This is a genomic window from Candidatus Nanopelagicales bacterium, assembly GCA_030700225.1.
In the GTDB taxonomy this organism is placed as follows: domain Bacteria; phylum Actinomycetota; class Actinomycetes; order S36-B12.
The window spans coordinates 1-23,178 of sequence record JAUYJT010000007.1 but is presented as its reverse complement, the minus strand read 5'-3'; the positions used below and the strand labels follow the sequence as shown (position 1 = coordinate 23,178).

Genomic DNA, 23,178 nt, shown 5'->3' with positions numbered 1-23,178 from the left:
ACACCGGCGACACCCCGATCACCGAACCGTCAGCCTGACCATCAAGGCCCCACCCCGAACACCGGGACGGGGCCTACGTCATACCGCCTCAACCGCACCCACGATGACGCCGACATCCTCATCCAGCGTGGCGGCTAACACGGGATCGTCGGCGCTGGTTTGACGCCTGCTGCTGGCTGGTCGTTGTACGCGCTGCGCCGGGAGTGGAATGCCCGCAAGCACGATGTCGCGCCGTGGTGGGCTGAGAACAGTAAGGAAGCGTACAATTCCGGGTTGCTGGCGCTTTCCCGGGCTTTGGGTAACTGGTCGGACTCACGCAGCGGGCGCAGGGCGGGCAGGCCTGTGGGGTTTCCCCGTTTCAGGCGGCGCGGAACTGTGTGTGGCGTCCGGTTCACCACCGGGGCGATCCGGGTTGAGCCTGACCGTCATCACGTCACGCTTCCCCGGCTGGGCCGGATTCACACCATGGAGTCGACGCGCAAGCTGGCCCGGCGGGTTGAGGCGGGGACCGCGCGAATACTGGCAGCGAGCGTGACCTGTGATGCGCGGGGCCGATGGTTCGTCGCGTTCACCGTCGAGGTCCAGCGGGCTGTCGGGCGTGCTGGGGTTCCCGCGCATCGGGCAGCGGGCGCGTACCGCGTTGTCGGCATAGATTTGGGTGTCAAAGACGTGATTGTGGCAGCGACACCGGATGGGCGTGAGGTCGCGCGCCTGGCGGCACCGCGCTCGCTGAATCGGGCGCAGCGGCGACTGCGTGGTTTGCAGCGCGCCGCTGCCCGCCAGCAGGGCCGGTGGAAACCCGACCCGTCCGCAGTCGGGGGCGGTCACCGCCAGGATGCGTCGAATCGGTGGAAACGAACGCGAGCCCGCATCGCCAAGACCCACCAGCGGGCGGCGAACATCCGGGCCGATGTGCTGCGCAAGGCCACGAGCGAGCTGGCCCGCATCGCTGATGTTGTCGTGGTGGAGGACCTGAATGTGGCGGGAATGTCGCGGCGTAAGCCAGGCGCGGGTAAGGGAGGGCGCGGCCTGAACAGGGCCATCGCGGACGCGAGCCTGGCGACCGTCCGCCGCCAGTTCGACTACAAAACCGGTTGGTACGGCAGTCAGCTCGTGGTGATCGACCGGTGGTATCCGAGTTCGAAGACGTGTTCAGGTTGCGGGGCGGTGAAAGCCAAACTGTCCCTGGCTGAACGCACTTATGAATGTGAACAATGCGGCATCGTGATCGACCGCGATCTCAACGCCGCGATCAACATCGCCCGGACCGGCGAACAGCAGCTGCTGGAAACGGTCTCCCCCGCAAAGTTAGGGGTCTCCTCCCTCGCGAAGCGAGAAGGGGAAGGGTACCCCTTCCCCAAAGGGGATACCCCTAAGGCCGGGAGTGCCCCGGCCACTGGACGTGGAGGGGGTACCACCCGCGAGCGCAGCGAGTGGGGGAGCAACCAGAAGACCCAGACTGCGCGAGCAGCCGGGGCAGGAGCCGACGAAGCGTCAACCCCGCACCAGCAACCGCTGGATCAGACGGGGAGCGCCCCTTCGCAAGGAGAGGCTGCCTGATGAGATTAGATGAAACTCAGGCAACGGTCCACGATCCCGATACGGTGTCCGGCGTGAGAGCTTTCCGCCGCTTTACAGTCCACGTCGTCTTGCCAGAGCCATTGCGCTGCCTCAGCGAACTGGCTCGCAACCTGCGTTGGTCATGGAACGAACCGACCAGGCAGTTGTTTGAGGCGGTCGACCCCGAGATCTGGCAGAGCGTCGACTGCGATCCGATGCGGTTGCTTGGGGAAGTCCCACCGGAACGCTGGGAGACCCTGGCGCGCGACGACGACTTCGTGGCGTGGGCCAATCGAGTGCGCGCCGACCTTCAGGACTACCTGACAGGGAACCTGTGGTACCAGCGCTTGTCTGGCGCGAAGCCCGCGGCGATCGGCTACTTCTCCCCGGAATTCGGCATCACCGCCGCGCTTCCGCAGTACTCAGGAGGTCTGGGGATACTCGCCGGCGATCACCTCAAGGCCGCTTCCGATCTCGGCGTTCCGATAGTCGGAGTCGGGCTGTTCTACCGCTCGGGGTACTTCGCGCAATCGCTGTCGGCCGAGGGGTGGCAGATGGAACGGTACCCGTTGTTGGATCCCCACAACTTGCCCGTGTCGCTCGTTCGGGAGCAGGACGGACGACCGGCGACAATCGTTATCGATCTGCCTGCCGACCGGCACGTGGCGGCTCACATACGTTTGGCCGAAGTCGGGCGGGTGCCTCTGCTGCTGCTGGATTGCGACATTGAGGAGAACACGTCGGCTGACAGGGAAGTGACCGACCGGCTGTACGGAGGGGGATCGGAGCACCGGCTCCTGCAGGAGATGATGCTGGGGATCGGCGGTGTCCGGGCGATCCGTGCGTACAGCAGGATCACTGGATTCGCCGAGCCTGATGTCTTCCACACCAACGAAGGCCATGCCGGATTCCAGGGGCTGGAGCGGACCAGGGAGTTGATGGAGCGGGGGGACTTCTCGTTCGATCAGGCCCGCGAAGCCGTGCGCGCTGGAACCGTGTTCACGACCCACACCCCAGTTCCGGCCGGGATCGACAGGTTCCCTGTGGACCTGATCCTGCAGTACTTCGGGGACGATCGGGCGTTGCCGGGTTTGCCCCTGGACCGGGTGCTAGCGCTGGGGGAGGAGACCTACGAGGGTGGCGACCCAGATGTGTTCAACATGGCCGTCATGGGTCTGCGACTGGCTCAGCGCGCGAACGGTGTCAGCGAGCTGCACGGGCGGGTCAGCCGCGGCATGTTCGCTGGGCTGTGGGAGGGCTTCGATCCGGAGGAAGTGCCGATCAGTTCAATCACGAATGGTGTTCACGCACCGACGTGGGTGTCGCGTGAGGTCTGGGAGTTGGCGAGCCGGGCCACTAGAGAACGTTTGGTCGAGGAGGCCAAGGGCTGGGAGTCGATCGCGGACATTCCTGGCGAGGACATCTGGAGCACCAAACTGAAGTTGCGCAACCGCCTCGTGACCGACGCCAGGGAGAGGCTGCGCGAGTCATGGACTCAGCGTGGAGCCAGCCCGGCTGAGCTCGGCTGGGTTGATGACGTACTTGATCCGAACATCCTGACGATCGGGTTCGCTCGTCGGGTGCCTTCGTACAAGCGGCTCACCCTGATGCTGCGCGATCCGGACCGCTTGAAGGCGTTGCTGCTCGACCCTGAACGTCCGGTGCAGTTCGTGATCGCCGGCAAGGCACACCCGGCTGATGACGGCGGCAAGCGGCTCATCCAGGAACTGGTTCGGTTCACGGACGATCCTGATGTCCGACATCGAATCGTGTTCCTGCCCAACTACGACATGAACATGGCAGCTGTCCTGTATCCGGGATGCGACGTGTGGCTGAACAACCCGTTGCGTCCGCTTGAGGCATGCGGAACATCAGGGATGAAGGCCGCGCTGAACGGCGCCCTCAACCTGTCCGTCCTCGACGGCTGGTGGGACGAGTGGTTCGATCATGAGAACGGTTGGGCGATTCCCACGGCCGATGGTGTCGAAGACCCCGACCGGCGCGACGACATCGAAGCCAGTGCCCTGTACGAGCTGATTGAGGATCGCGTCGCGGCCTGCTTCTACGACGTGGGTGCCGATGGGCTGCCCGCGCGGTGGATCGAGATGGTCCGGAAGACCCTGCAGTTCACCGGGCCGAAGGTCCTGGCAAGCCGCATGGTGCGCGACTACGTCCAGAAGCTGTACCGGCCCGCAGCCGAATCGTCGGCCCAAAACGCGGCTGATGACTTCCGGTTCGCCCGTGAGATCGCGGCGTGGAAGGAGCGCGTCCGCCGGGATTGGACCGGGGTTGCTTTGGAGCACGTCGAGACCGCGGGAATCGGGGACGAGCCGTCGATCGGCGACGTTCTGTTCGTACGGGTCTACGCGGCGCTGGGTGAGCTAGGCAGCGAAGATGTCGCGGTGGAAGCCATCCACGGCCGCGCTGACGCATCCGACGCCCTGGGCGACACTCGGACGACCGACCTGGCTCCCGTGGAGAGCTACGAGGGCAACAGGTGGCTGTTCGAGGGCAGCATTCCGCTGGACCGATCGGGTCCCTTCGGATACACGGTCCGAATCGTGCCACGCCACCCCGGTCTGGTATCCGATGCCGAAATGGGCCTGGTGGGCCTGCCGCCGCGGCCAGAACGGATGTCCGAGGGAGACCTGCGCTGACGGGTCGGCCTCACCAGTTTCACGCGTTGTCCTTGTCCAGGCTGTTCATTCTGCGGTCGGTCCCGGTCGGTCCCGGTCGGTCCTGCGGGTCGTCGGTGCGCGCCTGTGCCCGGGTCCGCTGGGTATCGCCGAGCCCAGTGTCTTGGGGGGCTCCAGTAACGAATGGTCGCTCGCTGGACATATACAGGGTGTGAGCCGAATTGGTGGGATACTGGCGATGGCCGTCGAATGTCGAGCGCTGACACTGTTGGTGGGGGAGGAGCGCGGTGAGACGACGATCGGCAGATTGGTTTGAGGATCTATACCGGCGGCGGTGTGGGGCGGTGACCGCCTACGCGAGGCGCAGGGTCGGACTTGATGGGGCTGACGAGGTCGTGACTGACACATTCACCGTCGCCTGGCACAAGAAACCCAATCTCCGTCTGGAGGATGAACTTCCCTGGCTGTATGCGACGTCAGCGCATTCTGTGTCGAACTGGCGGCGCAGTCAGCGTCGGCAAAGCGCCCTGTTCGATCGCATCTGCCTGCTACAGCCATCTGTTGATCATCTGGACCCCTCGCTGGATGCTGTGGAGACGGTCTCGCTCGTCTCCACAGTGCTGCGTGGGATGTCCGAAGCGGACCGTGAGGTGCTTCTGCTCGTGGCGTGGGAGGACCTGAGTCCAGCCCAGCTGGCTGTGTACCTCGGATGCGCTGAGGGCGCGGCTCGCACCCGTGTACATCGAGCCCGGCATCGATTCAAGGTGGTCTGGGAGCAACACAACGGGCCACGTGAACCGATCCAGACTCCCCATAGCCTTTCAACCACGTAGGAGATGAGTCATGAGTGACAACTTGATGAGCCTGTTGCGGGCGACAAACCCCGAGCCCATCGCGCAAGAGGCTTGCGGTGTCGACCAGGAAGCGCGAATGCGGCGGATCATGACTACTCACGCCCTAGCAGGGCGCGGACGGTGGCCTCGCCCCGCCGTGCTGTTGTCAGCTGCGGCGGCGATAGCCGCCGTTCTCCTCGTTGGTGGACAACTGCTGCCTTCGCAGTCGGGCACGGTGGCGAATGCTGAACTGCCGTCAATGCTGACCTACTCCCCGATCAAGGGGCACGGCGCCGACCGAGCCGCCATAGATGAACTCGCCGACAAGGTGGCTGCTCTGCCAGCCGAGATCCCGAATCGGGGCACCGTGAAGCGGACGGGCTGGTACATCAACTTCGTCGAGGTAGAGAGCAGCGAGGTGGCGAGCGGCCGGATGGAACCTGTCGTGGCTCCGGTTGAGGTCACCGAGTACCCCCTTGGGGTCGACGGGCCGATCTATGACTACGAGCTGTCCTCTGACCCCGATCAGCTTCTCCGTCAGCTTTCTGAGTCTCACCCGATCGGAGAGCAGGGGACAGCGGAGCTGTTTGTGTCCATCGCTGACCTGTACTTCGAGCAGGCGCCGACTCCGGCGGTTCGCGCGGCCCTCCTGCGGCTGGTCGCGGAGGCGAAGGGCGTGGAAGCCAGCACTACCACTGATCGTTTCGGGCGGGTTGGCCTGGCGGTTTCGGTCTGGTCGAGGCATGGAGGGAAGGGCGGCATTGACACCCTGATCTTTGACCCGGCGACGGGATACCTACTGGCCCACGAGGAAACGCTCACCGAACCGCTCGATGAGATCAATCTGGAAGTGCCAGCGGTTCTCGGCTACGAGCTGCTTGAGATCCTCCCCTCTGGCTGACGGCTGGGACCAGCTCAGAAGCGGCTAGGTGCATTTCAGAACCTGGAAGCTCCGGGCTTTGTCGTTGTTCTTCTTGCCAACCCAGTTGCTGTCGCTTGTCTTCGGCTCGGTCCACAGACGGGTTCCCTTTTCTGCCGTCCAGCTGGAGAAGACGCGAATCTTCCACTCCTTGTGATTGGCCCAGCTGCTCGTCTCGCCCCCGAACTGATACTTGCTGAAGGACATGAAGGGGCAGTTCGTGTCCTTGAACTGGAGCATACGGCCGTTCCAGTCCGCGTGCCTGTAGAAGCAGTACCAGTCGTCCCCCCAGAGGGGGCTCCAGGGACACGAGTTCGGTGATCCCTTCAGGCGTTCAGGCTTGGGCATCCCCACGAGATCACGGGCTGCTTTCGACATTCGGAGTGTCTTCCCGTGGGGCCTTCCTGGGAACCTCATCATGACGTCGCCGCCGTTCCAACTCACTTCGTACTGGCTGATTTGCGTTCAGCCCGGCGCCTTCTCAAGCTGACGGTCGATGGCCCGTTGCAGTTTCCTGGCACGTTTCTTGCCCAGATGCAAAGGATTCCCGAAGTCTTGATTCGATGCCGACACGGCAGCTGCCGCCGCAGCGACTTCCTCAGTCGGCTGCCCCAGCGCGGCCGTCATCAATCCCAAACTCAGCACTATTGAGCTGCTGGCTGCTGCAGCCGCCCTCCACGCGAAGTCCATCCTGGTTCTCCCTCCGTTGTGTACTCATCCGCCGGGCCGAGGTGGCCCGGCGGATCAAGTAGATCACGCACGCGTCGCTGATGCGCGAGATGAAATCAGCTCACCCCGCGCTTCGCGTTCCAGGTCACGGAATGGCCAGGCCAGTCCGCTAGTCGATGACCTCGAAGACCATCAAGGTCCTTGGCCGCATCGACACCGTGTCGGCGGCCTGCTGGACCCTCGGCTCGGGTTCTGGTTCCTCGCACGAGGTGTCAACGACGCGCCTGTAGCGCTGGCCGCAGGGCTGGCCAGGCAGAACGAAGTCGACGGGTTCGTCACCGGCGTGCAGCAGCGTCAGGAAAGACGAGTCGAGCACAGGTCTGCCCCAGTGGTCGCGGGACCGCAACGCACCTGACAGGAACATGCCGACGGTCCGGGTCCCGGAGTCGTTCCACTCGTCGTCGGACATCTCCTGGCCGTGCGGCCCGATCCAGGCCAGATCCTTTTGTCCTTCATCCGTTACGGCACGGCCCCGGAAGAAGTAGCGCTGCCGGAAGACCGGGTGATCCCGACGCAGCTTGACGACGGAGCTGGCGAAGCGGAGCAGATCCTTCTGCCAGTCCGCCAGATCCCAAGCCATCCACGAGATCTCGTTGTCCTGGCAGTAGGCGTTGTTGTTGCCGCCTTGAGTGCGACCGAGTTCGTCGCCCATCGTGATCATGGGCACCCCCGTGGAGAGCAACAGGGTCGCGAACAGGTTGCGTACTTGGCTATGCCTGATGCGGTTGGTCTCCGGGTCGTCGGTCTCGCCTTCAGCTCCGTAGTTGCCGCTGCGGTTGTCGTTGTTGCCGTCGCGGTTGTCCTCGCCGTTGGCCTCGTTGTGCTTCTGCTCGTAAGTGACCAGATCGCGCATGGTGAAGCCGTCGTGCGCGGTGACGAAGTTGATGGAGGCGAACGGACGCCGACCTTCAGACAGGTACAGGTCGGCGGACCCCGTCAGCCTCCAACCCAGTTCACCCGCGCCAACCTGTCCCCGCCAGAAGTCACGGATGCAGTCGCGGTACTTGTCGTTCCACTCGGTCCACAGAGGGGGGAACTCGCCAACTTGGTACCCCCCCGCCCCGATGTCCCACGGCTCCGCGATGAGCTTGACTTCCCGCAGCACCGGATCCTGCTGGACTGTGGCCAGAAACGCCCCAAGCATGTCGACGTCGTGGAAGGAGCGGGCCAGGGCGCTCGCGAGGTCGAAGCGGAATCCGTCGACGTGCATCTCCTGGACCCAGTAGCGCAGGGAGTCAGTGATTAGCTGCAGGACGTGAGGTTTGGCGGCATTCAGGGTGTTTCCGCATCCGGTGTAGTCGGTGTAGAGGCGGCCGCCGTCGTAGAGCCTGTAGTAGTCGTCGTTGTCCAGTCCCCGGAAAGCGAGGGTCGGGCCATTCTCGTTGCCCTCCGCCGTGTGGTTATAGACCACGTCGAGGATGACTTCCAGGCCGGCCGTGTGCAGTGCCTTGACCATCCCCTGGAACTCGCCGACCTGCTGGCCCAGGGTGCCGGATGCCGAGTAGCCCGCGTGGGGCGCGAAGTAGCCGATGGAGTTGTAGCCCCAGTAGTTGGTCAGGCCCCTCGATACCAGCGGAGTCTCCGGCACGAAGTGGTGGATGGGCAGCAGTTCGACGGCTGTTACGCCCAGGTCGACGAGGTGATCGACAACCGCGGGGTGGGCCATCGCGGCGTAAGTCCCGCGCAGCTCCTGGGGAACCTTCGGGTGGCGGGCTGTCAATCCCTTCACGTGGGTTTCGTAGATGATCGTGTCGTCCCAGCTCGTGTGCGGCGGACGGTCACCGTTCCAGTCGAACCCGTCGGACGTGATCACCGAGCGAGGTACGTAGGGGGCTGAGTCCTCGTCGTTGCGGGTCAGGTCATCGCCGATGCTTCCGAAGGCGGCTGGGTGGTCCCGCAGGATTCCGGTTATCGCTTTGGCATACGGGTCGATCAGTAGCTTCGCCGGGTTGTACCTCAGACCGCGCGCCGGGTCCCAAGGGCCGTTGACGCGGAAGCCGTACTGTGCGCCCGGGTCCACACCGGGGATGTAGCCGTGGAAGACGTGGAACGTGTGCTCCGCAAGCTGGAATCGGCGCTCTGCCCCGTTGGCGTCGAACACGCAGAACTCGACAGATTCGGCTCCATCGGACCAGACGGCGACGTTAACCCCGAGCCCGTCGTGAGTTACTCCGAGCGGGGCGGCGTGCCCCGGCCAGGCCGTGTTTTCGGACATTGATGCCTCGTGTTGGACAGGTCCCGAGGGCTGTCTGGCAGCCCGGTCCTGACGCTATCGGAGAACTGGTCAGCGATCGGGCAGATCCCCGAATGCGGGCGGAGGCGAAACGCACCAAGAAACTGCCGTTCCCACAAACGCGCCCGTTGGGGTACAGGCGCGACCGTTGCAACGGTCGTTTCCTTGCGTAACGGGTGTTTCTTTCCGGAGCAGCCGCTTCTGGGGATGCGGGACTGGGAGCAGAGCTTGGCGCCGTGGCCAGCGCCGACGTAACCTTGGCCAGACCGATCGGGGAGATTGGGGTTCGCGTGGGCCAGTTCGTGCGCCTGGAAGTTGGCGAAGGGGTCGGGACGATCCGGTTGGACCGGCCGCCCATGAACGCATTGAGTACCCAAGTGCAACGCGAGATCCGTGAGGCATCGCTCGAAGCCGCCGCGCGGAGCGACATCCGAGCGGTCATCGTCTACGGCGGGCCGAAGGTCTTCGCCGCGGGTGCCGATGTGAAGGAGATGGCTGACTGGTCCTACACAGACGCTGTGGACCATTCCGTGGACCTGACTGACTGCTTCGCGGCAGTGGCACGCATCCCGAAGCCCTCGATCGCCGCTATCACCGGCTACGCGCTGGGCGGCGGGTGCGAGCTCGCCATGTGCTGTGACCTGCGCATCTGTGGTGACAACGCGCGCATGGGGCAGCCAGAGATCCTGCTCGGAGTCATCCCGGGAGCTGGTGGGACTCAGCGCTTGTCCCGGCTGGTAGGCCCGTCCCGCGCCAAGGATCTGATCTTCAGCGGCCGGTTCGCTGACGCCCAGGAGGCTCATCGGATCGGGCTAGTCGATCGGGTCGTCGCTCCGGACGATGTCTACGACGAGGCGCTCGCCTGGGCCAGTACCTTCGCCTCCGGTCCGGCATACGCTCTCCGGGCAGCGAAGGAGGCCATCGACGCCGGACTGGACACCGATCTGGATACCGGACTAGGCATCGAGAGGGTGCAGTTCGCGGCCCTGTTCGCCACACAGGACCGGGCCGAGGGCATGCGGTCGTTCATCGATAAGGGTCCGGGCAAGGCGGAGTTCGAAGGGGCATGAGCAGCCAAGTCAGCGATAGTCGCCCAGTCGGCGCTGGTGGCCGGGTGGACGAGGATGAGTTCCGGCGCGCCTGGCGGGACCCGAAGCTGGCCAATGTCCTCTACCACGACTGGGAAGCCGCTTCCTATGACGACAAGTGGGGCATCTCCTACGACGAACGCTGCATCGAATACGCGCGCAGGAGATTCGAGCAGGTCGCGGGTCGGATGGACCTTCCGTTCGCGCGGTCGCTGGAGATCGGGGCGGGAACGGGGTTCTTCACGCTCAACCTGATCTCGGCGGGCATCATCGACCGGGCCGTGGTTACCGACCTATCGCCGGGCATGGTCGATGTCGCGTTGCGCAACGGCCGCGCACTCGGAATGCGCCTCGACGGGAGGGTCGCTGATGCTGAAGCTCTGCCGTTCGATGACGATTCGTTCGACCTGGTCTGCGGGCACGCGGTCCTGCATCACATACCCGATCTGGACTCCGCCCTTCGAGAAGTACTGCGAGTCCTGCGGCCCGGGGGACGCTTCGTCTTCACCGGGGAACCGACCCAGCGCGGAGGCTACTTGGCGCAACGCCTGTCTCGTGCGACCTGGTCCGCGACGAAGCTACTGGACAGGGTGCCCGCATGGCGAAACCGCTACGGGCGGGCGCCGGCGGAAGTCGCGGCGTTCGAGTGGGAATCCGCTCTGGAAGCTGCGGTCGACGTCCACACGTTCGATCCGGGTGAGCTCGTCGACCTGTGCGTTCGATGTGGCGCCGTCGACGTGGACACATCCCCCAGTGAGTTCACGGCATCCTGGTTCGGCTGGCCGGTCCGTACGTTCGAGACCGCCGTGCGTCCAGAATCGCTGGGCTGGCGCTGGTACCAGTTCGCCTACCTGGGTTGGGGGAGTCTGAATTGGATCGACGAACGGTTGTGGACGCGCGTCGTTCCCAGTGCGCTGTTCTACAACGTTTCCGTCGCTGGCGCGAAGTTCGGAGGCTGACGTGGTGCCGTCAGGGCGGAACGCGGATCCGCGCCAAGCGAAGTTCGTCACCTGGGCATCTCTTCGCTGGATCGTCCGCAACCGTGCGTGGACTCCGTGGTATCTGCTGAGGTACTGGCGGTTCTTCTGGTTCAAAGTCCGCAACCCTCACATCATCACGCGCGGCTTCGTGTTCCTGGGGCGGCGCGTAGAAGTGACAGCCCGTCGGGGCTACGGCCAAATGGTCCTGGGACGGTGGGTGCACATCGGCGAAGACAACCGTCTGAGGTGCCACGAGGGTGTCCTCACAGTCGGAGACAAGTGCGTGTTCGGACGCGACAACACGATCAACTGCTTCCTGGACATAGAGATCGGAGCCGGGGCGATAGTGGCCGACTGGGTCTACGTTTGCGACTTCGATCATGTCGTGGCGGACATCCAAGTTCCCATCAAGGACCAGGGCATAGTCAAGACCCCGGTTCGCATCGGCGCGGATGTTTGGATCGGTACCAAGGCCACGGTGCTGCGGGCATCGTGCATAGGGAGTGGGTCCGTAGTGGCCGCGCACGCGGTAGTGCGGGGGTCAGTCCCGGCGATGAGCATCGTCGGCGGCGTTCCTGCCCGGATCCTGAAGAACCGCGTGCATATGTACGAGGGCGACGCGGCGAAGCGTGAAGCGTTGGCGGACATCGCGCGGAAAACTGCCCATGCGGTGGAAGCAGTGACTTCCGGGGCCGATGCTCCAGGCCCCTTCCGGGTCGGCGGTCAGTCCTTCGATGCTCAGGAGTCCTTCGGCGATCGCAGCAGATTGCCCGAAGGCGCGGGTGGAGGAGCGGCCGTAACCCTTCCCGCTGACTCGGGCTCGCGGGCTTTGGCTGACTCGTAGGTCTCCTTGGCGAGTTGGGCGATGAGATCCCAGGAGTACTTCGCGGAGAGGGCCTCATCCGCTGCCTGCTCGCGCAGCTGTGCCGATTCTGGGTCGGCTAGCAGATCGCGCACGGCTGCGGCCAGCGAACTGGCGTCACCGGGCTTGAACGTGACAGCTACTCTCCCGGCGTCGGCGAACTCCGCCAAGCCGCCTGTGTCGGCGACGACCGCTGGGGTTCCCAGTGCCGCGGCCTCAAGGGCGACGAGGCCGAACGGCTCGTAGATGCTGGGTACGATCGCGACATCAGCGGCCGCCACGATCGCGTGGAGGTCAGGCTCGGGCAGCCAACCCAAGAAGGTAGCCGCACGGCCGAGACGCAGCCGTTGAGCCTGTTCGCGCAGATCCGCCTCTTTGCCGCCCCGGCCGGCGATCACGAGTCGAATGCCGGGCACGCTCCTGCGTAGGTCGACCATCGCGTCCAGCAGGGTGTGTATGCCCTTCTCCCACTCCAGCCTGGCTGTGGAGATCAGCAGCGGTCCGCTGCCGCCGTAGCGTGCGCGCATCCGTTCCACCGCTTGCGGTGTGGTGCTCCAGACCCGTCGGTCAATCCCGTTGGGGATGACCGACACCTTGTCCACGCCTACCCCGAAGAGACGGTCGGTTTCCCAGCGCATGTGCTCAGAGCAGGTGATCAGACTCGTGGATTCGTGCGCGAGCCACCACTCCACGGAGTAGATGGCGCGCGACAGCGGTGATGGCAGCCAACCCTGGTGACGTCCTGCCTCCGTGGCGTGGAACGTGGCCACGACTGGCACGTTGAGGAGTGCCCGCGACGTGACCGCCGTGTGAGCCACTACCCAATCGTGAGCATGGACCACGTCTGGCTGCCAGTCCTTCGCCATGTCGACCACTGCTCGCGTGAGTGCGAGCTCCAGCCCAGCGACCCATGCGAGCAAGTTCGCCTCGTCGAACGGAAGCGACGGCAAGTCCCGCGGCACTCTGATGACGCGTACACCTTCCACGGTCTCCCGCGCGGGTGGCCCCTCCGTTTGGGTGACCACAGTGACTTCGAAGCCCGCGGCAGCTTGAGCGCGCGCGAGCGCCTCGACGTGCCGCCCCAGCCCGCCGTAGACGAGCGGAGGGTATTCCCAGGACAGGTGGAGGACGCGCACCGTCCGAAGCCTATGCGAGAAGCTGTGCGTTCAAGTGGCCGAAGGGCCCGTCGGCCACACGCTGACGGTCGCTTAGGACCTTCGTCGCCGGATCATCCCAGCCGACGTCGTCAACTAGGTCCGCCAGCGCGGCGAAGTCGGCGTGATGGCCTGCGTGTCGGTCCCTGGCGTACTGCGACGCGGAGCCGTGGCTGGACATGAAAGCCCAGTCGCTGCCCAGGGCCAGGAGCAGGTCGCGGATGAGCTGATCCGCGGCTCCGGTTCGGCCCGGGCTGGCGTCGAGCCTCTTCAGCAGGTCAAGCGCGCGGCCTTGCGCGGTGTTGTTGTCGGCCACCATCGAGTGGACCATCTCGCCATCCCAGATATGCCAATCCTTGTCAGCGCCCCAGGATCCGGACTCAGGGTCGATTGGCTCGCCGATCAGACCGTGTGACAGAGCGCCGCGAAGTGTTGTGACCCGCACGCCCGCTTCGGGAAGCAGTTCGAGCACTCTTTCAAGCCACTGCGGTCCCTCGGCCCACCAATGTCCGAAGAGTTCGGTGTCGTAGGCGGCAACAGTCAGACCAGCGCGCCCGCCGTTGGCGTCCCGGATGACTCGCAGGCGGTTCCGGACGGTTCGGACGAAGTCAATCGCGTCAGCCTCGACGGCCGCTGCCGCGCGGGACGGACTGTATGGCGCCTTGTCGTCTGGAGCGGTCCTGGTGCTGGTGACCCGACTGTGGCGGAACCCCCACTGATGGTCAAACGTGTGGAAGTCCCTGTACCAACGGCCGCCCGGGTATCCACGGCGCGGTGACCAGACACGGTATGTGACATCCAGGTCGCGTCCGAACGCGATTACGCCGGTGTCGGCTATGGGATGGGCCAGCTCCGTTCCGGCTCCGACGTGGCGCAAGCTCGGGCCATCCATGACGAAATGGGTAATCCCCATGTCGGAGTACAAGTCAGCCAGGCCGGGCCGGTAGCCGCACTCGGGAGCCCACATGCCGCCAGGGCGACTGCCGAACCTGATCGTGGCGTCATCCAAGCCTGTGGACAGGGCGAAGCTGGCGACTTCGGGTCGGACCAGAGGTAGGAACGGATGTGTGGCCGGTCCTGTCAGCAACTCGACTGTCCCGGAGTCGATGAGCCGCCTCAGGACCGGGGAGCCGCCATGGCTCCAGTCCCTTTCGAATCTGGCGAGAGCTTCGCTAGCCCGTTCGGCCTCCCAGTCGCCCAGAGCCCGCTTGTTCTGGTCCCGGTTCCGGCTTAGGCCCACCGCGCGCCAGTACCAGTCGGATAGCCACGTGTGCTGAGCCTGGAGGCACCGGGGGTCGTCCAGTTGGGCGGCGAGGATCGGAGTCACGCCCAACGTCACGAGGTCGCCGCGGCCCCTCTCGGCGAGCCGTTCCAGCAGGTCAAAGAGCGGAGCGTAGGAGCCCGACCAGGCCTGATGCAGCCACTCTTCCCCGACCGGCCACGAGCCGTGCCCGACGAGCCACGGCAGGTGGGTGTGCAGAACTAGGCAGAAGGTGCCAACAGGCTGATCGGTCACGGCGATCTCCGACGGGCCGTGACTATCAGGTCGAGGGCCTCCTCGGGGATCACTGGACCGATAGTGAAATCCCCGCTGGTGACTTGGGCGACTTCCTGTTTGAGCAGAGTCGGCCAGGTGTCGCCAGACAGTATGGCGTCGATCTGGCGCTGAACGAGCGAGCCGCTGGCGCGTTCCGCCGCGAGCAGCCGCGGACCGTGCTGGAGCCCTGCGATCGCTGTCACGTCGAACCCCTCGCCTGACACTAGGTCCCTGAGTTGACCCGCATCGAACTCCTCGCGATGGAACGGGTTGACGGGTGGCTCGTGGCGCCCCAAGTCGGGGGAGAAGGTGATTCGGTTCGGCGTGGACACGATGAGTGTGCCCGCCGGGGCCAGGACGCGGTGACACTCACGCAGAAAGGCCCTGACGTCCCAAAGGTGCTCGATGACCTGCATCGACACGATGAAGCCAACGCTGGCATCCGGCAGCGGCAGTTGGACGAGATTGGCCTGCGCCACACGGACCTGTGGGTAGTGAACGTTGGCGTGCTCTGCGGTGGCAGGGTCGTCGTCGACGGCGAGGACATTGGCGCCGGCCCCGCATAGCGCGGCCGCACCGTAGCCTTCTCCGCATCCGGCCTCAACGACGAGCGCGCCCGCGAGGTTGAACGAGTCGATGACCCATTGATAGGCAGCTTCGTGTCTGCGGAACCAGTAGTTCTCCAGAGCCACGCCCGGGACTGTCCGTTCCCCGGTCAGCAGCAGCTCTTGTGTCACCCGTCAAGCGTAGGTCCCGCGCGCTGGACCCCTAGTCCCGCGGCGTGAGGCTTGAAGCCGCGGGCCCCCGGATCCCAAGGCGCGGGCCCCCGGATGCTAAGGCGCGGGACCCCGGATGCTAAGGCGCGGGACCTGGCATGCCGATGCTGGTCAGCCATCGGCGAGGTTTGATGGGCCTGGTGATCAGGTTCGGCTACCCGTGGGTAACATTGCCGATCAGAGCCGGAGGGAGTCGCCCCCGGCTGATCCTGCCGGGTTGGCGGACTGAGTCTGTTGGGAGGTCGTGGAACGGCCATGAAGATTGCGGTTTGCGTAAAACAGGTCCCAGACACTTGGGCCGAGAAGAAGCTGCTCGAGCCCGACAACACTCTCGATCGCGAGTCAGTCGATGGAGTGATGAACGAGCTTGACGAGTACGCGGTCGAGGAAGCCCTGAAACTAGTGGAAGCCAATGGCGGTGAAGTAGTAGCCGTCAGCATGGGTCCGGAGAAGGCCCAGGAGACCATCCGGAAGGCCCTGCAGATGGGCGCGGGCTCTGGGATCCACATCGTGGATGACGGTCTGCGCGGTTCTGACGCCGTTGCGACCTCCCTAGTGCTGGCCAAGGCACTGGGAGGCAAGGACTTCGACCTGATCATGTTCGGTTCCGAATCCACTGACGCCCGGATGTCCGTGCTCCCGGCCATGGTGGCTGAGCAGCTCGAATGGCCGCAGATGAGCTCTGCTGGCAGCGTGGAGATCGATGGAAGCACTCTGCGGATCAATAGAGTGACCGAATACGGCCACGACAAGGTCGAGGCCAGCCTTCCGGCTGTGCTGGGCGTTGTCGAGAAGATCAACGAGCCGCGGTACCCGTCGTTCAAGGGCATCATGGCGGCGAAGAAGAAGACCGTTGAGTCGGTTGGCATCTCAGACCTTGGCGTGGACGCGGGCGCCGTCGGCTTGGCCGGAAAGCGGAGCGAAGTTGTCAGCTTCGCCGCGAGGCCGCCCAAGGCTGCCGGTGTCAAGGTTGCCGACGAGGGTGATGGCGGCACGAAAGCCGCTGGATACCTGGCCGAGCAAAAGATCATTTAGGCAACGTGAAGGGTATTGCTGAAATGAGTGAAATTCTTGTTCTCGTGGACCATGCGGACGGTGCCGTCAAGAAGGTGACGCTGGAGCTGCTGACTCTGGCGAGATCTCTTGGTGAGCCGTCGGCTGTAGTAATCGGAGCTGGCGTCGACGCGGCGCCGTTGGCCGAGTACGGGGCGCAGACGGTCTACGTGGCCGATGCCGCTGAGCTGGCTGATCACGTCGTCGCGCCCAAGGTGGCGGTGCTGGCCGAACTGGTCGCCCAGCACCCGCCGGGCGCGGTCCTGATCGCCTCGAGCCCTGAAGGCAAAGAAGTCGCCGGAAGACTCGCCGTCCGGATCGGGTCAGGCGTCATCACAGACGCTGTGGACGTCAGCCCTGATCTGACAGCGACCCAGAGCGTATTCGGCGGTGCCGTGACCGTTCAGTCGCGCGTGGGTGTCGGGACGCCCGTTGTGACCATTAGCCCGAACTCGACTGCCCCCGAGTCAGCGCCGGCGGCGGGCACAGTCGTCCCCGTTTCAGTCACCTTGAGCGACTCGGACCGATCAACCAAGATCACAGAGCGCGTAGTTGAGGCCCAGGGCAGTCGTCCTGAGTTGGCAGAGGCCGCAGTCGTCGTCGCTGGTGGCCGTGGGATGGGGAGCGAGGACGGGTTCAAGCTCATCGAGGAGCTGGCGGATCTGCTCGGCGGGGCTGTTGGCGCATCCCGCGCCGCGACCGACGCGGGCTGGTATCCGCACCAGTATCAGGTGGGTCAGACCGGCAAGACCGTAGCTCCCCAGCTATACATCGCGTGCGGGATCTCGGGAGCGATCCAGCACCGCGCGGGGATGCAAACGGCCAAGACCATCGTCGCGGTGAACAAGGACGAAGAGGCGCCGATCTTCGAGCTTGCCGACTTCGGGGTTGTCGGTGACCTCTTCCAGGTCGTTCCTCAGCTGATTGAGGAGATCAAGAAGCGCAAGGGCTGACGTTTTCTCGGGCCTCGGGGCGCCGGGCTACCCTTGTCAGATGGCCTATCTTGACCACGCGGCGACGACGCCGGTTCGGCCCGCTGCCCGTGATGCGTGGCTGAGTCAGGTCGATGTAGTCGGTAACGCTTCGTCGTCGCACTCATATGGGCGCGCAGCGCGCCGGGTGCTTGAAGAGTCACGCGAGAGGGTCGCCGCCAGCCTAGGCGTGGACCCGCGCCACGTGGTGTTCACATCGGGGGGAACCGAGTCGAACAACTTCGGCATCATTGGAACCTACCGGGCTCGCAGAAGGCGGGAACCGGAACGGCGAGTGGTGATCGTCTCCGAGATCGAACACAAGTCGGTATCGGAGACAGTGCGGTCGCTGACTCTTGCCGGGGCAGTCGTGGAGACCGTCGTCTGCGATCAATCCGGCACTGTAGATGTTGATCACCTTGAGTCGGTGTTGGACGAGCGGGCGAACACGACAGCGCTAGTAGCCGTCATGTGGGCTAACAACGAAGTCGGGACGATCCAGCCGATCAGCGCCATCTCGGCCTTGTGCCGTGACAGGGGAGTGCCGCTGCACAGCGACGCGGTCCAGGCCGTTGGCTCCGTCCCGGTCTCGCCGAGGCTGGCTGGCACGCTGTCACTGAGCGGGCACAAGTTCGGTGGGCCTCCTGGAACTGGTGCCGTTGTCGCCGCGAACGAGATCGACCCGATCCTTCGCGGTGGAGGCCAGGAGCGAGGCCAGCGGGCAGGCACATCCAACGTACCCGGCGCGGCTGGATTGGCCGTAGCACTCCAAGAAGCCATCGACAATCTCGATGCGCACGGCTCGCGGATGCGCGAGCTGCGGGACAAGCTGACTTCGGGGATTACGCGACTCGTTCCGGACGCCGTAGTCAACTCCTCGGCCACAGGGCTCCCAGGTATCGCACATGTGACCTTCCCCGGGTGTCCGGGCGACGCGATGCTCATGCTGTTGGACGCCGAAGGCATCGCGGTCTCGGCTGGCTCGGCTTGCTCGGCCGGTGTGGCGCAGCCCAGCAGGGTGCTGCTGGCTATGGGCGCCAGCCCGGAGGCGGCTAGCCAGTCGCTTCGGTTCAGTCTCGGCTGGACCTCGACGGACCGCGACATCGCCGACGTGCTGCGGGTATTGCCGGACGCGGTATCTGGCTCCCGCAGTCAAGGGCGCGTCGCCGTCGGCAGCCACTGACATGCGCGTAATGGCCGCGGTTTCCGGGGGAGTGGACTCAGCCGTCGCTCTGACTCGACTGGTCGCGGCTGGACACGATGTCACGGCAGTGCATCTGGCGCTCGGGGTTGATTCGGGCTGGCCGGTGAGTGACTCCAGGACTTGTTGTTCCCTGGATGACGCGCACGACGCACAGCGGGTCGCTGACGTAGCGGGGGTCCCGTTCTACGTGTGGGACGTCTCGGCTGAGTTCAGATCAGAGGTCATCGACGACTTCGTGGCAGAGTACGCGGCGGGAAGAACGCCGAATCCATGCCTGCGGTGCAACGAGCGGATCAAGTTCTCCCACGTGCTCGAACGGGCCAGGGCACTGGGCTTCGACGCGATCGCTACAGGGCACTACGCGCGACTGGAGGTTCGTGAAGGTGGCGTGAGGCTCAGGCGTGCCGTCGACGGCGCTAAGGACCAGTCGTACGTTCTAGCCGTGCTCGGTGCCGAGACCTTGCGTCGCTGCCTATTTCCGTTGGGCGGTACATCAAAGTCGGCTGTGCGCGATGAGGCCGCTCGGCTGGGTCTTCTGGTCGCGCGCAAGCCTGACAGTACCGACGTCTGTTTCATCCCCGATGGCGACACGGCCGGATTCCTTCGCGCCCGGCTGGGAGTACGTCCTGGCCCGATAGTGGACGCGGATTCGGGACGTCAAGTTGGCGTCCACGACGGAACGTACGGGTTCACCGTCGGCCAAAGGCGCGGGCTGCGGCTCACCGAACCAGACCCGTCCGGCCATCCGCGATACGTGTTGCGCGTGGATCCGGCCAGCCGTGTCGTCGAGGTTGGGACACGAGAGCGCTTGGACGCCTTCGGCCTGGTCGCTTCGAGTCCCGTATGGTGCGGTCCCCGTCCGGCGCGTGGCTCGCGCGTGTTGGCGCAGACAAGGGCGCACGGACGGGCGGTTCACGCCGAGGTAGTCCAATGCTCAGCGGATTCGTTCTCGATCCGGGCGCTCGAACCGCTGCACGCGGTAGCGGCCGGCCAGTCCTGTGTGCTGTACGACGGTGACGTCGTCCTGGGACAGGGCACGACTACTTACTAGGTTCCCCGCCATCGCCCCCGCCAAGCCGCACCCACTGCCGGATGCGCCGGGACGCGGTGACGGCGTCCGGCGTGACCCAGCCCCGTTTGGCACTGGCCAAGCGAAGCCCCGAGGCGACCACGATCGCTAGTACCGTGGCCAGTGTTCGCTGACCAGTCCAGGTATCAACGCCAACGAAGGCCAGGGCCGACGCGATTGCTGATGCCGCTACCCACTGTCCCGGCATCAAGGCTGTCGGCACTTCCCTGCACAGCACGTCCCTGAGCACACCGCCCCCGACCGCGGTTATCACCCCGAGCATCACGGCCGCCGAGGCCGACAAATGCTCGTTGAGAGCTTTCTCCGCTCCGATCACGACCCACACCCCGATGAGGAGTGTGTCCACGGTGAAGATCGCGGGGTTCAAGTGCGAAACGATGCGGGTGAAGAAGTACCCGGCGATCGCGCCAACGGCAGCCACGCCCAGGGCGTTGCTGACGAGGAAGAATGGCACGTCCTGCCCGAGGATGACGTCCCGGATGGCGCCACCGCCGATCCCGGTGCATAGGGCCACGAGGGCTATGCCGGTGATGTCTAGGCGCCGGGATCTAGCGTGAAGCGCGCCTGAGATCGCTCCGGCAGTGATGGACAGCGTGGTTACCAGGCTCGGCACCGCCAGGACGGTGTCTGTCACGGCATTCGATCCTGCGCCCCCGTGGCGGAATCCTGCGCCCCCGTGGAGGCATCCGTCGTTGGCGCGGGCTGCTGCCATCGGTGCCAAACCCGGTCGCTTAGGTCGTGTGCTTCGCGGGTCTGCCAGCGCAAACGGATTGAGAGCATTCGCAGAATCGTGACGGCGAAGAGAGTCGCCACCTGCGCGAAGGCGAGCGTCGCTCCGATCGTGACAAGGACGACGAACAAGATCGCCCCTATCAGGGCAGCGACCGAGATGAAGATCCCTGGACGAAAGATCTGGGGGGCCTGGCCAGCCAGGATATCCCGCAGTACGAGGCCCCCCACGGCGGTGCACACGCCGATGAAGATCGACGGAATGTCGTCAAGCCCGGACCGCATCGCGGCGTGGGTGCCAATTCCGCATAGGAGTCCGAGCGACAGCGCGTCCAGCAAGACCGCTGCCTCAAGCACGCGCGCGATCAAGCCGGCGAAGAAGAAGCCGAGCATGGCCGCGATAGTGACAAGCAGCAAGTACCGGCCATCGGTGAGTACCGCCGGCTCGCCGGTCTGCAGCAGGATCGCCTCTAGCAGCAGGCCTCCCATACCCTGGGCCACCGCGAGCCCCAGCACGCCGATCACATCGAATCCGCGCCTCGCGGCGAACGCGGCGCCCGCCAGCGCCCCGAACGCGACCGCGGCGTACGTGGACCAGGCAGGAAGAGCCGGAGTCGACGTCAGCAGATCGGCCACGTTGTCGTGCTTGGCTGTGATGATCACAAGCGGGCTGAGCCACGTCACAGCCCGACGATAGCGTTGAGGTCATGAGCGACGACGGGAACTCCAACGCTGTAACTCGAACTGCTTTGCCAGTAGCGGCGACAGGAGTCGGTTCCATGCCTGGAACGGACCCGGCTGAGGCATCCGCCGTGATCGCCGGAGAGTTGGTGGACCTGCCTCACTTGCCCGAGCTGCCAGGCCGCGGGCCTGGTGCGGGGATGATAGGCAGAGTCGGCGCCCTCCTAGCGGACCTGTCCTCGGACCTGTCACTAGAGACCTCCGCCAGCGGCTGGCGGCTATCTGGCGGCCCGTCGTCGGTAATGCGTCAGGCGTCCGCCTGGCTCGCGGGGGACATTGACCGGGGCGCTGAGGTTCTCTCCGGCTCCTCCGGCTGGTACAAGGTCCAGCTGGCTGGGCCGTGGTCTTTCGCCGCTGGGGTCGAGACGCGTCGGGGAAACCTCCTGTTGTCAGACGCAGGGCTAGTGGATGAACTTGCTTGCGGCTTGGCAGAGGCCGCGTCAGGGCATGTGGACCGGATCCGCGACCGGATGCGAGGGCGCCAGATAGCGCTGCAAATCGACGAGCCGACGCTGCCGTTCGCGCTGGAGGGCAGCCTGCCCACCGCCAGCGGCTTTGGAAGGTATCCGAGCGTCGACGAGTCGCGCGCGGTCGCCGCTCTGCGCCGCATCACCGCGTTGGACGTGCCGGTGATCCTGCACTGCTGCGGCCGGTTCCCGTTCCAGCTCGCCCGGGACGCGGGCTTCGCGGGGGTGTCGTTCGACATGGCCATGGAAAGCGAGCGAGCGGACGCCATCGCCGAGACCTTCGAATCCGGACAGGTCGTGATGCTTGGCGCGGTGCCTGTTCTGGGAGGCCAGGAAGTGTCCGTGGATCGCGCCTGGGAGGAAGTTTCGGAGGTCTGGCGAAGGACCGGGCTGTCGTCCGCGAATCTAGCCAGAGTGTCGTTCTCTCCGAGCTGCGGGCTGGCATCGCTGTCCATGCCCGCTGCGCGCCACGCTCTCGGCGTCTGTGGACAGTTGAGGCAGCGGGCCGCTGGTATCGGGAGTTGACCCATCCTCATTCAGGCTGGGGGCGGAACCACCGTTCGAGTGGGCTCCCCCCGGCCCCGTTTCGTTGCGCCCGTTCTCGCCAGATGCGGCCGTTGCTGAAGGATGCGCCCGTTGCGATGGGTGTTTCTGAGGGGTTCGAGGTGCGCTTGTCGGGAGCGGCCGCGACGGTGGAGGCGGTGGGGGACACGCCGTTTCTTGGGTGGTGCCGGGTGGTGGTGTCCGCGCGTGTTCTAATGATCGCTGTCTGTTCTTGTGATTCGCGGTTACGGGGAGGTTCAGGATGTCCAGTCAGGCTCGGTGGAGTGGTTTGCCGCTGTTGTTGGCTGTGGTCGGCGGGGCGTTGGTCGTGGGGTTGTTGTCGGCGCCGCCTGCTGCTGGCGTGGGCGTGTCTTCGCCCGCCGCCGCTGAGGATGGGCAGCCCGATCTTGATGGTCCCGATTCCGCTGGGGGGGGGGTCTCTGTCTGAATCTGTTGAGGCGGCGCGGTCTGGTAGGCCAGTGTTGGTTCGGTCGCGTACGACCGCGGATTCGTTGACGTGGGTGCGTCCGGATGGGTCGCTTACTACTGAGTCCTCGCCGGGGCCGGTGCGGTTGCGGGCTGGGGGCTCGTGGCGTGATGTTGATCTTGTTTTGGGTGATGGGGATGGTGATGGCTGGTTGACGCCGGCGGCGTCGCCTTTGGATGTGTCGGTGGCTTCTCGCCCTGGTCGGGGTAGGCCGGTGGTTCGGGTGGCGCGGCGGGGTACGCGTCTCGGTTTGTCCGGGCCTCGGGGTTTGGCGCTTGGCCGGGGCCGGGTTGATGGTTCCGCCGTGGCGTTTCGGCGTGGTTCGGTGCGTGCTGGGGCGCAGGGGGTTGTGTTGTCGTTCGCGGCGCGGGCGCGGGATCGGGGCCGGTGGGTGCTTCCGGCCCGGGTGTCGGGTGGGCGTTGGCGCGTGTCGGGCGGCCGGTTGGTGTTGGTGAACGCGGCGGGCCGGACGGTGGCTTGGTCGCGGGGCGCGGTGTTGCGGTCGGGGAAGACTTCGGCGGTGTCGGGGGAGCCGGGCAGTGTTTCGCCTCTGCGGGTGAAGGTGTTGGGCCGGGGTAAGGGGTCG

Annotated in this window: 23 protein-coding genes; 14 read left to right on the top strand and 9 right to left on the bottom strand. The window is 65.3% G+C overall.

Annotation, left to right across the window (positions count from 1 at the left end):
* Nucleotides 1-159: 159 nt before the first annotated feature.
* On the top strand, nucleotides 160-1,560 hold the full coding sequence (tnpB, locus tag Q8P38_01030) for an IS607 family element RNA-guided endonuclease TnpB (protein MDP4013198.1): 1,401 nt from the start codon (nucleotides 160-162) through the stop codon (nucleotides 1,558-1,560).
* Nucleotides 1,560-4,217 carry an alpha-glucan family phosphorylase gene (gene glgP, locus Q8P38_01025; protein MDP4013197.1) on the top strand — a complete coding sequence of 886 codons (2,658 nt, stop codon included), beginning with the start codon at nucleotides 1,560-1,562 and terminating at the stop codon, nucleotides 4,215-4,217. The genes tnpB and glgP overlap by 1 nt, the downstream gene beginning before the upstream one ends.
* 19 nt (nucleotides 4,218-4,236) lie before the next feature.
* On the opposite strand, the gene Q8P38_01020 is transcribed toward glgP, so the two are convergent.
* The gene (locus Q8P38_01020; protein ID MDP4013196.1) at nucleotides 4,237-4,398 is read right to left on the bottom strand and encodes a hypothetical protein; all 162 of its coding nucleotides are present in this window, start codon (nucleotides 4,396-4,398) and stop codon (nucleotides 4,237-4,239) included.
* 85 nt (nucleotides 4,399-4,483) lie between these two features.
* Here Q8P38_01020 and Q8P38_01015 point away from each other — a divergent pair, with 85 nt between their 5' ends.
* Both Q8P38_01015 and Q8P38_01010 read left to right on the top strand, forming a co-directional pair.
* Nucleotides 4,484-5,029, top strand: a complete 546-nt coding sequence (locus tag Q8P38_01015; protein ID MDP4013195.1) for a sigma-70 family RNA polymerase sigma factor — start codon at nucleotides 4,484-4,486, stop codon at nucleotides 5,027-5,029.
* Nucleotides 5,030-5,039: 10 nt separating this feature from the next.
* Entirely contained in the window at nucleotides 5,040-5,930 is an 891-nt protein-coding gene (locus tag Q8P38_01010) for a hypothetical protein (protein MDP4013194.1), read from the top strand.
* Between the two features lie 24 nt (nucleotides 5,931-5,954).
* Here Q8P38_01010 and Q8P38_01005 read toward each other — a convergent pair whose 3' ends face one another.
* The 3 genes from Q8P38_01005 to glgX form a co-directional block, all read right to left on the bottom strand.
* A complete protein-coding gene (locus Q8P38_01005; GenBank protein MDP4013193.1) occupies nucleotides 5,955-6,392 on the bottom strand; it encodes a hypothetical protein in 438 nt (145 codons plus the stop codon).
* 21 nt (nucleotides 6,393-6,413) lie between these two features.
* Nucleotides 6,414-6,638 carry a hypothetical protein gene (locus Q8P38_01000; protein MDP4013192.1) on the bottom strand — a complete coding sequence of 75 codons (225 nt, stop codon included), beginning with the start codon at nucleotides 6,636-6,638 and terminating at the stop codon, nucleotides 6,414-6,416.
* A gap of 148 nt (nucleotides 6,639-6,786) precedes the next feature.
* Nucleotides 6,787-8,892, bottom strand: coding sequence for a glycogen debranching protein GlgX (gene glgX / locus Q8P38_00995; GenBank protein MDP4013191.1), 2,106 nt, complete (start codon nucleotides 8,890-8,892; stop codon nucleotides 6,787-6,789).
* Nucleotides 8,893-9,086: 194 nt separating this feature from the next.
* Between glgX and Q8P38_00990 the strand changes: the two genes are divergently transcribed.
* The 3 genes from Q8P38_00990 to Q8P38_00980 are packed head-to-tail and all read left to right on the top strand — an operon-like array spanning nucleotide 9,087 to nucleotide 11,822.
* Nucleotides 9,087-9,980: an enoyl-CoA hydratase-related protein gene (locus Q8P38_00990; protein ID MDP4013190.1), complete on the top strand. Its 894-nt coding sequence runs from the start codon at nucleotides 9,087-9,089 to the stop codon at nucleotides 9,978-9,980.
* On the top strand, nucleotides 9,977-10,957 hold the full coding sequence (locus Q8P38_00985; protein ID MDP4013189.1) for a class I SAM-dependent methyltransferase: 981 nt from the start codon (nucleotides 9,977-9,979) through the stop codon (nucleotides 10,955-10,957). Before Q8P38_00990 ends, Q8P38_00985 begins: the two co-directional genes overlap by 4 nt.
* Before the next feature lies 1 nt (nucleotide 10,958).
* Complete coding sequence (locus tag Q8P38_00980; protein ID MDP4013188.1) at nucleotides 10,959-11,822, top strand: acyltransferase; 864 nt, start codon at nucleotides 10,959-10,961, stop codon at nucleotides 11,820-11,822.
* On the opposite strand, the gene Q8P38_00975 is transcribed toward Q8P38_00980, so the two are convergent.
* From Q8P38_00975 to Q8P38_00965, 3 genes are read right to left on the bottom strand one after another with little or no spacing between them, the layout of a single operon-like run.
* Nucleotides 11,717-12,976, bottom strand: a complete 1,260-nt coding sequence (locus Q8P38_00975; GenBank protein MDP4013187.1) for a glycosyltransferase family 4 protein — start codon at nucleotides 12,974-12,976, stop codon at nucleotides 11,717-11,719. The genes Q8P38_00980 and Q8P38_00975 overlap by 106 nt on opposite strands.
* Before the next feature lie 10 nt (nucleotides 12,977-12,986).
* Nucleotides 12,987-14,510, bottom strand: coding sequence for a DUF1957 domain-containing protein (locus Q8P38_00970; protein MDP4013186.1), 1,524 nt, complete (start codon nucleotides 14,508-14,510; stop codon nucleotides 12,987-12,989).
* The gene (locus tag Q8P38_00965) at nucleotides 14,507-15,268 is read right to left on the bottom strand and encodes a class I SAM-dependent methyltransferase (GenBank protein MDP4013185.1); all 762 of its coding nucleotides are present in this window, start codon (nucleotides 15,266-15,268) and stop codon (nucleotides 14,507-14,509) included. The genes Q8P38_00970 and Q8P38_00965 overlap by 4 nt, the downstream gene beginning before the upstream one ends.
* 294 nt (nucleotides 15,269-15,562) lie before the next feature.
* Between Q8P38_00965 and Q8P38_00960 the strand changes: the two genes are divergently transcribed.
* From Q8P38_00960 to mnmA, 4 genes are read left to right on the top strand one after another with little or no spacing between them, the layout of a single operon-like run.
* Nucleotides 15,563-16,342 (top strand): electron transfer flavoprotein subunit beta/FixA family protein, encoded by a 780-nt coding sequence (locus Q8P38_00960; protein MDP4013184.1) that lies wholly within the window; start codon nucleotides 15,563-15,565, stop codon nucleotides 16,340-16,342.
* 23 nt (nucleotides 16,343-16,365) lie between these two features.
* Entirely contained in the window at nucleotides 16,366-17,313 is a 948-nt protein-coding gene (locus Q8P38_00955; protein ID MDP4013183.1) for an electron transfer flavoprotein subunit alpha/FixB family protein, read from the top strand.
* A gap of 40 nt (nucleotides 17,314-17,353) precedes the next feature.
* Nucleotides 17,354-18,514 carry a cysteine desulfurase family protein gene (locus Q8P38_00950; protein MDP4013182.1) on the top strand — a complete coding sequence of 387 codons (1,161 nt, stop codon included), beginning with the start codon at nucleotides 17,354-17,356 and terminating at the stop codon, nucleotides 18,512-18,514.
* A gap of 10 nt (nucleotides 18,515-18,524) precedes the next feature.
* Nucleotides 18,525-19,586, top strand: coding sequence for a tRNA 2-thiouridine(34) synthase MnmA (gene mnmA, locus Q8P38_00945; GenBank protein MDP4013181.1), 1,062 nt, complete (start codon nucleotides 18,525-18,527; stop codon nucleotides 19,584-19,586).
* On the opposite strand, the gene Q8P38_00940 is transcribed toward mnmA, so the two are convergent.
* Together Q8P38_00940 and Q8P38_00935 are read right to left on the bottom strand one after the other, a co-directional pair.
* Nucleotides 19,576-20,259, bottom strand: a complete 684-nt coding sequence (locus tag Q8P38_00940) for a TRIC cation channel family protein (protein ID MDP4013180.1) — start codon at nucleotides 20,257-20,259, stop codon at nucleotides 19,576-19,578. The genes mnmA and Q8P38_00940 overlap by 11 nt on opposite strands.
* Complete coding sequence (locus tag Q8P38_00935; GenBank protein MDP4013179.1) at nucleotides 20,256-21,038, bottom strand: TRIC cation channel family protein; 783 nt, start codon at nucleotides 21,036-21,038, stop codon at nucleotides 20,256-20,258. The genes Q8P38_00940 and Q8P38_00935 overlap by 4 nt, the downstream gene beginning before the upstream one ends.
* A 23-nt stretch (nucleotides 21,039-21,061) precedes the next feature.
* Between Q8P38_00935 and Q8P38_00930 the strand changes: the two genes are divergently transcribed.
* From Q8P38_00930 to Q8P38_00920, 3 genes are all read left to right on the top strand, one after another.
* Complete coding sequence (locus Q8P38_00930; GenBank protein ID MDP4013178.1) at nucleotides 21,062-22,087, top strand: hypothetical protein; 1,026 nt, start codon at nucleotides 21,062-21,064, stop codon at nucleotides 22,085-22,087.
* 280 nt (nucleotides 22,088-22,367) lie between these two features.
* A complete protein-coding gene (locus Q8P38_00925) occupies nucleotides 22,368-22,553 on the top strand; it encodes a hypothetical protein (GenBank protein MDP4013177.1) in 186 nt (61 codons plus the stop codon).
* Nucleotides 22,554-22,896: 343 nt separating this feature from the next.
* On the top strand, nucleotides 22,897-23,178 hold a 282-nt coding region (locus tag Q8P38_00920), incomplete at its 3' end, for a hypothetical protein (protein MDP4013176.1).